General features: G+C 64.4%; 9 protein-coding genes. 5 read left to right on the top strand and 4 right to left on the bottom strand.

The window, feature by feature from the left end; translation table 11 throughout:
* Positions 1-347, top strand: a 347-nt coding sequence (locus K940_RS33765) for a hypothetical protein (RefSeq protein ID WP_028479081.1), incomplete at its 5' end; no start/stop codon positions are given.
* Between the two features lie 506 nt (positions 348-853).
* Here the strand turns inward: K940_RS33765 and K940_RS0120930 are convergent.
* The 3 genes from K940_RS0120930 to K940_RS0120920 form a co-directional block, all read right to left on the bottom strand.
* Positions 854-2059 carry a cytochrome P450 gene (locus K940_RS0120930; RefSeq protein WP_028479080.1) on the bottom strand — a complete coding sequence of 402 codons (1206 nt, stop codon included), beginning with the start codon at positions 2057-2059 and terminating at the stop codon, positions 854-856.
* On the bottom strand, positions 2056-3243 hold the full coding sequence (locus K940_RS0120925; protein ID WP_051407430.1) for a cytochrome P450: 1188 nt from the start codon (positions 3241-3243) through the stop codon (positions 2056-2058). Before K940_RS0120925 ends, K940_RS0120930 begins: the two co-directional genes overlap by 4 nt.
* Positions 3244-3381: 138 nt before the next feature.
* Positions 3382-4173 carry an SAM-dependent methyltransferase gene (locus tag K940_RS0120920; protein WP_231390464.1) on the bottom strand — a complete coding sequence of 264 codons (792 nt, stop codon included), beginning with the start codon at positions 4171-4173 and terminating at the stop codon, positions 3382-3384.
* A gap of 286 nt (positions 4174-4459) precedes the next feature.
* Between K940_RS0120920 and K940_RS0120915 the strand changes: the two genes are divergently transcribed.
* Positions 4460-5590, top strand: a complete 1131-nt coding sequence (locus K940_RS0120915) for a M20 family metallopeptidase (protein ID WP_028479077.1) — start codon at positions 4460-4462, stop codon at positions 5588-5590.
* On the top strand, positions 5580-6641 hold the full coding sequence (locus K940_RS0120910) for an NAD-dependent epimerase/dehydratase family protein (RefSeq protein WP_051407429.1): 1062 nt from the start codon (positions 5580-5582) through the stop codon (positions 6639-6641). Before K940_RS0120915 ends, K940_RS0120910 begins: the two co-directional genes overlap by 11 nt.
* Before the next feature lie 8 nt (positions 6642-6649).
* On the opposite strand, the gene K940_RS31100 is transcribed toward K940_RS0120910, so the two are convergent.
* On the bottom strand, positions 6650-7963 hold the full coding sequence (locus K940_RS31100; protein WP_051407428.1) for a hypothetical protein: 1314 nt from the start codon (positions 7961-7963) through the stop codon (positions 6650-6652).
* 408 nt (positions 7964-8371) lie between these two features.
* Here K940_RS31100 and K940_RS29685 point away from each other — a divergent pair, with 408 nt between their 5' ends.
* The gene (locus K940_RS29685; RefSeq protein WP_051407427.1) at positions 8372-9613 is read left to right on the top strand and encodes an ATP-grasp domain-containing protein; all 1242 of its coding nucleotides are present in this window, start codon (positions 8372-8374) and stop codon (positions 9611-9613) included.
* Positions 9610-10248, top strand: a complete 639-nt coding sequence (locus K940_RS0120895) for an HAD family hydrolase (RefSeq protein WP_028479075.1) — start codon at positions 9610-9612, stop codon at positions 10246-10248. Before K940_RS29685 ends, K940_RS0120895 begins: the two co-directional genes overlap by 4 nt.
* The last annotated feature ends 24 nt before the right edge of the window (positions 10249-10272 follow it).

Genomic DNA, 10272 nt, shown 5'->3' with positions numbered 1-10272 from the left:
CCTTCGAAGACTTTGGTCGGTCTTTTGAAGGATCACGCGGTGACCGTCCTCTATCCGGCTACGACACGCTCAGACTTCGCTGGCGTCTGGTCGTACACCACTCTGCTGGACGCAACCGTGTCGATCCGCCGCAGTCGTTGTCGACGGCCAGCGGTGGCGCTTGCTATCAACTGGTGTCGGCACCGGTGCGCCACAGCCAGCCATGCGGCGCACTCGGCTACGGTCGCAACTGCCTGGGTACCGTCAGCGCTCGCGGAATCGAATTCCAGTGCCTGATTGCAGGCGAGCAGCAGCCGACCGGCGGTAGGCCACAAGTGGGTGTGGCCAGCATCGGCGACGAGTGGTAGCCGGGTCATGGTGATCCCTCGAAACGGTAGGGCGCTGGACAGGGACATGGGTAGGAGGGGTGGACGGGCAACACACGCAGTTCGCTGAGGCCGACACGGCGACTGCGGCTTCGAGGCGGGCCAGTGATGGACCGAGGCAGTGGTGCGCGCCGCAGCCGAACGCGAGACGGCTGGTGTTAGTGCGGTTGGGTCGTATTCGCCGGCGGTGTCGCCGTGGACATTCGGGTCGCGGCCGGCACCGATGAGGGAGGTGATGAACGGCTGCCCTCGCTGATCCGCACCCCACGCACAACACCGCATCCATCAACTCGAATGCCGCGTCCGCCCGCCGAGTCCGGCACCGATACAACTCCTGTCCGAACCCGAAAGGTCCCCGACCACGCGGGCTGGACTGGTGTCGTGCACACTGGCCGTCGATTGTTGTCGATCACTCATTTTCGGCGGTCGTCCCGTCCGAAATGCCGCTCGACAGTAGCGGTTCCAGCCAAGCCTTGTGTGTTGTCAGGTCAGGTGAGGTGCACAGGGATTTCCCGGTGACCGTTGACGATGACACTGGGTAGCGGCTCCAGGCTGGCCGGGTCGATCGCCAGACGCATGTCAGGGAAGCGCCGGAACAAGGCCGGCAGAGCGATCTCGGCTTCCAGCCGAGCCAAAGGCGCGCCGAGGCAGTGGTGCACGCCGTAGCCGAACGCGAGATGGTCTTTCCGGGCACGGGCAGGGTCGAATTCGTCGGCGGTGTCGCCATGCACGGCGGGGTCGCGGCCGGCACCTGCCAAGGAAACAATGATGGGATCACCCTGACGGATACACACCCCGGCCAGGTCGATGTCCTCGATCGCGAACCGGACAGGCATGTACGCGAGCGGCGCTTGGTGACGCAGTGCCTCCTCTGTCACGTCCTCCCACGCCAGCCGGCCGGCAAGGGCATCGGCGCGATGGGTGGGATGACCGAGCAGGGCGACGATCGCATGGTCGAGGAGGTTGGCGGTCGTTTCATGACCTGCGGCGATCATCAGCATCAGGGTGTCGGTCACCTCCCGCTCGGTCAGATCCCCATTGGCCTGGGCGTTGACGAGCATCATGGTGAGGTCGTCGGCGGGGTTGTCGCGTCGCCGGGCGACGGCCGCCGCCACGGTCTCACCGAGCGTCACGAAGCTGGCCGCGATCTGCTCCGGTGACTGGGTGGTATCCAACAACCTATCGGCACATGCGCGCATCACCGCAGCGTGATCAGCATCAACGCCCATCAGCTCGCAGATGACCTGGATAGGCAGCGGGCACGCGAACGCCTCCCGCAGATCGACTCGGCCATCGGGAGTGGTTGCGAGCTGCTCGATCAGCGTGGTGGTGATGGCCTCGATCCGCGGGCGCAGTGATTGAGTGCGCTGGTGAGTGAAGGCGGGTGCGACCGGCTTGCGGAGCCGCCGGTGATCGCTGCCGTAGGCCGACAGCATGTGGTGTGATGCCACAAAAGTCCCAAGCAGATTGGAGCTGGAGATGCGCCCGTCCCGATAGGCGGGCCAGTGCCGGCGCCCGTCTTTGGATACCCGGGTGTCGGTCAGCAGTTGTTTGATCGTCGCGGTGGTCATGGCAGCCCATGCCGTCACTCCTCCGGGGAGGACCACCTGTATGACCGGGCCGAGTGCGGCTAATTTGGCCAGTTCGGCGTGGATGTCGGTGGCGGTCGGATCGAGGATTGGAATCTCGTTCATCGGTAATAGTCCCCTGAAATGGTTGGCATAGGAGGGGTTTTCGGGAATTTGACCGGCAGTGCCTCCGGGGCGCGGGTGAAAACACCAGGCCGCCAGACCACCTCCTCTGACAACTGCATATCTGGCACCACATCCAGCGCTTCCTCTATCACGCAGGTGGTGACTGTGATTGCGAGTTCCTGGGCGGGTCCTGGGCAGATGTGTGGACCCGCACCCCACGCGAGATGCGCGCGGTTGCCACTGCTCTCCGCCGCGCGGGGGAACGCGGCTGGATCGTTGTTGCACGCCAGCAGGCTCGTGACCACCGGCATGTCCGGCGCCAGCTCGACTCCACCGACTACCTGTGGCCCGCTTGGGTACCGGGTACAAAATTGCGGCAGCGGCGGATCAGTCGACAGGGTTCTCTCGATAGCGTCGCGGACCGACAACCCCCCGCCCTGCACGATCCCACCCCACCCCTGCGGATCAGCGAAAATATTCAGCAGGACGTTGAGGACCATGTTGGTGGTCGCCTCCGATCCGGCGGCGTGCAGCAGCATCGCCCCCTCCGTAACTTCCTCCAAGGTGAGGGGTTTGTGTGGCTGGTCCGGATCCTGGCCCGGGTATGCCAGCATCCGGGAGATCACATCATCGCCGGGCGTCTTCTGCTTACCGGCCACCACAGCAGCGACCGTCGCCACCAGTTGCTGCATGCCTGCCTCCACACTGGCACCGCTATGGCCATCCAGTACTGCCGCGGTCCCGCTCGATGCCCGCTGACTCGATTCGGGCGGAAACCCCAGCACGTGGTCGAAAACGTGTCCGATCAGCGGCACCACATACTGCGCCCGTAGGTCGGCATACCCGTGCCCGCAGAGGTTGTTGAGTAGGACGGTGGCGTATTCCCTGGTCCGGTCAGCGATATCGAGGAGCTCGACTCCACGCAGCGCCACGGTGGCCGCGCCCCGCAGCCGCCGATGGTAGTCGCCATCGGCGCGCATCGGCTGCCGGCGGTGCGCCATCATGGGCAATACCGGACAATCCGGTGGGATCTGATCGCCCCAGTTTTGCTGCCAGCGACGTGGATCGGATGAGAAGCGGGGGTCGGTCAGGATTTTGACGGCCTCCCTATGACCGATCACCAGTGTGCCCGGTATCCCAGGAGCCAGCTCGACCGGCACCAGCGGACCATGCTCGTCACGCATCCGCCGGTATACGGCGTGTGGATCAGCCGCGAATTCCTCCGTATACAGGGGTATTCGGTCGGTGGGTGTTGGGCGTTGCACCGAAACCGGGCAGGAATGAATCGTCAAAACGCGCTCCAGAGGTGTCATACGGGGTAGTTACGGTTTGCGGGCGACCGCGCCCCAGGCGGGGACGCTGTGAACGGCCCCGACCTCGAGGGCGGGTGGCTGCCACTGCGTGATCGGAACCACACCCGGCGCGACCAGCTCCAGTCCGGCGAACAGGTTCGCGATCTGGGGCGGTCGCCGGGGCGCGTAGCCGTCGGCACCGGCGCTGTTGTGGTAGTTCCACATCTCGGCGTTGTGGTAGTTCCACATCTCGGCCGCAGGCCCGCGATCATCGATGGCGTCCCATGCGGTCAGATAGCTGCCCGGCGCTACCGCCCGCAGGACAGTACGCACCGTCTCGTGCGCGTGGCGGTAGGGGCGGATGTAGCCGAGCACGCCCATGAACAGGACACCAATTGGCTCGGTGAAATCCAACGCCTCGCGGGCCTGGCCAATGATGCGGCCCGGATCGTGGCTATCGGCCTCGACCGTAGCGACGGCTCCTGTTGAGCTGGTCAGCAGTGCACGAGCATGGGTGAGCACCAGTGGATCCGAGCTTGTATAAACCACCCTGCACTGCGGTGCAATGGTTTGGGCGATGTGGTGCGTGTTCTCGGTGGTGGGTAGGCCGGCTCCGATGTCGAGGAACTGACGGATGCCCTGCTCGGCGAGGAAGCATACTGCGCGGACACGGAACTGTTGTGCTTGCACGGCCAACGTTGTAATACCTGAATAGATCCGGCAGCAGGCATCACCAGCGAGGCGATCGACCTCGTAGTAGTCCTTACCGCCCAACCAATAGGTCCAGAGCCGAGCAGAGTTCGGGATATCGGTGCGAAACACTAGGCTCCCCGCGTAGTACATCCGAGCATGACTGCACCCGGCGGCGGGGACCGTGCCGATCACGAAGAGGGGCGGAGTTGGATCAGCGATCGACCCGCCGCCGGGTACGATTCGAGCATCGCACCTGGCGGCGCGTCACAATATGTACGAAAACGACTATCTTCGATCATTTTTGAACGTTTCGGCCGGAGAGTTCTCGCTACTCTCAACGCAGAGCCCGTTGTCACTGGAAGGTGATCGTGTACGTGGGTGGTCGTGTGGTGAACGTGATGGAGGGTCCGGGTACATGAATGAGGGTTTGCTGGATGCGGCTACTGGCCTGTTGCCTCTGATGGTGGACCGGTTGGGTGAGCTTGTTCGCTGCGAATCGCCATCAGCCGTGCCGGAGAACCTGGAACTGTGTGCGGAGCTGATCCGACCGTGGCTGGAGGCGGCGGTGGGGCGTCCTGTGGAACTGATCCGTGTTCAGGGCACCACGCATGTGGTGGCACCGGCGCCGAACCCGCGTGTCCTGCTCCTGGGTCACTACGACACGGTGTGGCCGATCGGCACGATCACTGATTGGCCGTTCACAATCCAAGGCGGCATCGCATCCGGCCCCGGTGTTTTCGACATGAAAGGGGGGATTGTGCAGGCGCTGGGGGCGATTTCCCTGTCGCGGGATCCGGATCATGTCAGTGTTGTGCTGACTGGCGATGAGGAGATCGGCTCTGTTTCGTCACGTGCGCTGATCCGCGAGGAGGCCCGGCGGTGTGGAGCGGTGCTGGTGTGTGAGCCGGCGGCCGATGGTGGTGCGGTGAAGACCGCCCGCAAGGGGATCGCAACCTATACCGTAGCGATCCATGGGCGGGCGGCGCACGCTGGTCTCGAGCCGCATCTGGGGGTCAACTCCAGCGTTGAACTTGCCCACCAGATCATGCGTATCACTGCCCTCAATGAGGGCGATACCACTGTGACACCAACGCTTGCCAGCGCAGGCACCACACAGAATTCGGTACCCGAAACCGCTCGGGTCTATGTCGACGCTCGCGCGTGGACCATCGCTGCCCTCGAGAGGGTCGACACCGCAATGGCCGGCTTGGTCCCCCATTTGCCAGGGGCGCAGGTCACTATCAGCGGTGGGATCGAGCGCCCGCCGTTGGAAGAACCGCAGGCTCGGGCGCTGTATGCGCAAGCTGCTGCCGTCGCGGTCGAGCTCGGGCTCGCGCCGTTGAGCGCGGCACGATCGGGCGGCGGATCGGATGGGAACATCACCGCAGCACTGGGCATCCCCACCTTGGATGGGCTCGGTGCTGTGGGTGGACACCCACACGCCCGGGACGAGCACGTGTGGGTGGCCGCGATGCCTGAGCGCGCCGCGCTACTCGCGGCGCTGCTGCAACGGCTGAAAACTTTCACTCCGACCGATGATCGATGACTATGGTGGTGTTTTGACAGTGGCGCGTGTACTGATATTGGGTGGCAGCTGGTTTCTCGGCGCTGCGGTCGCCGAGCTAGCGGTCCAACGCCATGAGGTGACGACCTTCCGTCGTGGTGTGACCGGCGGCAGCATTGCCGGTGTGGCGACCGTCTACGGCGACCGAGCCGACCCGGCTGCTGTGGCTCGCCTCGCTGCGGCGGGACCATGGGAGACGGTGATCGACACCAGCAGTTATGTCCCGCGCGAAACGCTGGCACTGGCCGAGGCTTTGGAACCAGTGGCTGGTAGGTATGTGTTGATCTCCACGGTATCGGTGTACAAGGGGTGGCCGATCGACGCGTTGAGCGAGTTTTCGCCAATACTGGAGTGTCCGCCGGACGCGGGCCCGGACTACGGCTTCGATGCCGATCCCAGCCCATCCCGGTATGGGTTCGGCAAGGCCGGATGCGAGCAAGCGGTCATCGACGTGTTCGGTCCCTCGCGCACCACGATCCTGCGACCTGGCGTGATCCTGGGTCCGCGCGAATACGTCGGTCGATTGCAGTGGTGGCTGGATAGGATGCTTCGCGGCGGCCGAGTGCTCGCACCGGGACGGCCTGACCGCAGTATCCAGCCGGTCGATGTACGCGATGTCGCAGAGTTCGCATTGACCCCGGGGTTGACCGGAATTATGAATCTCGTTGCGGCAGGCGAGGAGACAATGAGTGACATGCTCACCGCCTGCATCAGTGTCACCAGCGCAGCTGCCAGGTTGGAATGGATAACCGACGAGCCATGGCTCGTTGAGCAAGGAGTGCGCCAGTGGACTGGTCTGCCGCTATGGCGTACCTACCCCGGTACGTGGATGGTGGACGGATCCCGCGCGCGCGCAGCCGGCTTCCAGGCACGACCTATCGCGCAGACGGTCGCGGCCACGTGGGAGTGGTTGGCATCCGGCGGTGCCGCGATAACGCATGAGCGGGCCGCTGCTCTCGGGATCAGTGCGCCGCATGAGCAGGAGCTGCTCCATATGTGGGACACCGCTCAGCTCGGCTTCCACCGGGCATAGTCGCATCGTCACATCGGCGGCAGTGTCTGGGCTGTGAGGGTACGTGGCAGGGACAGTGCCGTGACACGCGAGATACGATCGCGTGTCTGTGTGGCGACCGGATCTCCACGGTAGGGCCCGGTCTGCAAAATCCTGCTCAGCAGCTCGAGCCGCCGGGTAAGGGCCTCGGTGCACCGCTGGGGATCAGATGAGATGACCGGCTCGAGAGCGGCTACGGCACCATCGAGGTCACCACATAGGGTGCGGGCGGTGGCGAGATCAGCGTAGGTGCTGGTCACGCCAGCGCTCCACCGCGTAGCAGCTGGGATCGCAGCGAACAACCTCAACGCCTGGTCGGCCTCGGCCTGCGCCTGGCGCCCGTCGCGGAGCGCTACAAACGATGACGCCGCGCATAATCCACGCCGCGCCGCGTCAAACGCCAGTTCACCGCCAATGTTGTCGAGGAGTGGGTCACCGCCTGCGCGTTCGAGCTCGGCTGCGGCTGATTCGAGCTCGGCCGTGACTTCACCCCGTGCGCCGCGCAGCGCCAGAGCGCGGGCATGAACACTGTGTAGCCGGGCGCTGGCGGTGCCGGGTGGGGCGGAATCGAGCGCGGTCGCGGCCAGTGAGACTGCCTGCCGGGTATCGCCCGACCATATTGCGACGGTGACCTGTAGGGCGCGGGCCCACGCCAGCAACGACGCGTGACCGATAATGTTGCCATAGGTGTATGCGGCGCGGGCCTGTTGCCCAGCCGCGTCGAGCAAGCCGAGATCCCACGACGTCGAGGACAACAACCCGCAAACCTGCCCGGCCAGCAAATACAAGTCGGCCTGCTGCATCGGGCTGCGGGTGCGGCCGAACTGCTCGAAAACAGTGTCTCGCAACGACACCAACGTCCGCAACATCACCGGTGGCGGTGTCACAGGATAGGTGCGTGCAGCCTCAATCGCAGCGGAGTGCAGGATCTCTAGTGCCGAGGAGTCCAGTACTGCCGCCGATTCCAGCGCATGCCGGATCGAATCCGCAGCAGCAGCAGCAGCCAAATCCTCACCGTTCTGTGTTGGTTCCCCAGGCGGGCCGGCAAGGTCAGTGATCGGCTCGCCGAACCACTGCGTCAGAACTTGGGCAGCCGCGCCACGCGGAAAGGCTTGCCCAGACAGCCACCGTCCTACTGTGGTCCGGGACACCGAGGCGACACAACTTTTGCCAGCCTCGACCGCGAATTGCCGGGTGAACTCGGCACTACTGTACCCCTGCTGCCAGGCAAGTTGCTCGAGTCGAGTCCGAGGGCTGCGGATTTCCATCTCCACCTCCGTCTGGTTGTCGACAGATCGCAACACTAGCGGAATCCTCGGCGAGGAAACGTTCAAAAATGATCGAAGATAAACGTTTTCGTACATGTTGTGACGCACCTCCGGGCGCGATACTCGAATCGCACCCCGGAGGCGGGGCTTGATCACCGGTTGCACGAGGTTCTGGCTACGGCGGTGCCGGGGCGCTGGCAGTTGGTAGTCGAGACGGTCGCTGTCGTTGTGCTGGTGGGCCAACCCATGGCGGTCAGTGTGTGGTGTCTGCGTCCCGTCCGCCGCGGGTCGGGTAGGTCGGGCATTCCCACCGAGCACCGCGCAGCTGGGCTTTTGGTTCAGGCACCAACAGCGCGGCGGCGACCAGCGGATCGAGGGAGTTGGAGTGAAAGACCGAATACTGTCACCGAATGCGCGGTGCGGCGCTGCGGGCGGTGATCGACGATGAGGCGGCGGGTTCTGGTGCTCGGGCACGCCACGGGCCTGATCGAGGCGCTGGCCCGCGTCGACACCGATGCCCCGCAGGTGTTCCTATTGGTGGAGCCGTCGGTGCTGGAGGCGCATCCCGGTGAGTTCGACCATCCGTCCGTTGTCGAGATGCGCACTGCACGTTTCATTTTCAGCGATGACGCGGTCGACGTCGGGACGGCCTGGCATGCGGAGGTCGGATTCGACGCAGTTCTGCCGGGGAAGGAGCATGCGGTGCGCGCCGCAGCCGCTATCGCAGACAGGCTCGGTCTAGGCTACCCGGGCGCGAAAGCCGTCCAGGCGTGCACGGACAAGCTGGTTTTCCGGCAAGTGGTCGGCGACGCCGGGTTCCCGATACCTCGATTCCGCGCGGTCGACACCATCACCGAGGTGGGCGAGTTCTTCGATACCTGCAAGGGTCCCGTTGTGCTCAAGCCACGAAACCGTAACGGCTCGCTGGGCGTGCGCTACATCGATGACCGCAACGACATCCCCGTGGCTTGGGATCAGTCCGTGCACACCGATGAGGGCAGATACAAGCCGCTTGATCGGTCGCTGGAATGGACGTATCTGGTCGAGGAGTACCGGACCGGTTCGGAGTTCTCTATCGAAGTGCTGGTGCAGGCCGGGGAGATCGTGTTCGTCAACATCACCGACAAAGCGGTGGGCGAGCTGCCCTGGTTCCCGGAGATGGCCCACCAGGTTCCGGCGGTGGTGCCGCGTCTGCTGTACGCGTTGCTGGACAGCAACGCGCGACAATTGGTGCAGGCGCTCGATGTGAGTGACGGGCTGTTGCATTCGGAGTGGCGGGTCCACGGTGAGCACGCCTACCCGATCGAGTGCGCGGTTCGGTTTCCTGGCGACCGAATCCCGTTGCTCATTGAACTCGCCTACGGAATCAATCTTGCTGACGCGTGGCTGCGCTGCCTCGCTCACGCGCAGCCGCCGATCGATGCGGTCGCCGAGCGATTCGCAGCGATCCGGTTCCTGAGTGCCACGCCGGGCGTGGTAACGGGTGTGCAGGGTTTGGAAGAGTTCGTCTCGGCGCATCACGTGCTGGAGGTATCGGCACCACAGCAGGGTGACTTGCTCCCTGATGTACGCGACTCGCATTCGCGGCCGGGGTTTGTGGTGTTCGACGCCGACACGCTCGAAGAGTTGACCTCGACGGTCGTCGACTTCAAGGCAACGGTGCGGGTGAAGACGAGGCAACCATGACCAGGTCAGAGGGCATCGAGGGCATCCTGCTGGACTGGGATGGCGTACTGCACCACTGGCATGGTGACGGCGAACGCGCAGGTGAAGAAGCCGATGACCTGCCCGCCGGGGTGATCGCGGCCGCCGCGTACGGCACTGATGTCTACCAGTACGCCAAGCTCGGAATCGTCACCGACTCCCGGTGGCGTGATTCGGTGGCCGAGAACCTGGCGCAGCGATTCGACGGCCGAGGCCGTGAGGCGGTACGGGTGTGGAGTGCCGACCGCGGACGCGTGGCCGACGGGGCGATCGACTTCTTGGCGCAGTTGCGACGGCGGTATGTGGTGGCGCTGCTGACTGACAACACCGACACTCTGGTCTCGGATCTCGAACTGTTCGGCGTCGACACTGCGTTCGACCATGTGTTCGTGTCTGCACATGTCGGGATGACCAAGCCTGCACCGGCGTTGTATCGGCACGCCGCTACCGCAATGAGCGTGCCCCCGGCCAGGATCCTTGTCGTCGACGACCTATCGGTAAACCTGCCCGGCGCGCACAGTGTCGGCATGCAGGGTGCACATTTCCGACCGGGATCATCGTTGTCGTCCTTCGTTTGTGAACACCTGGCCCAGGAGGAATCTTGTTCGTTTGGCTGAATGGCAGTTTCGGTGCCGGGAAAA

This window comes from Nocardia sp. CNY236, assembly GCF_000482385.1.
Lineage (GTDB): Bacteria > Actinomycetota > Actinomycetes > Mycobacteriales > Mycobacteriaceae > Nocardia.
Note: the sequence above shows the minus strand (reverse complement) of the source record. Positions and strands in the feature narration are given on the sequence as shown.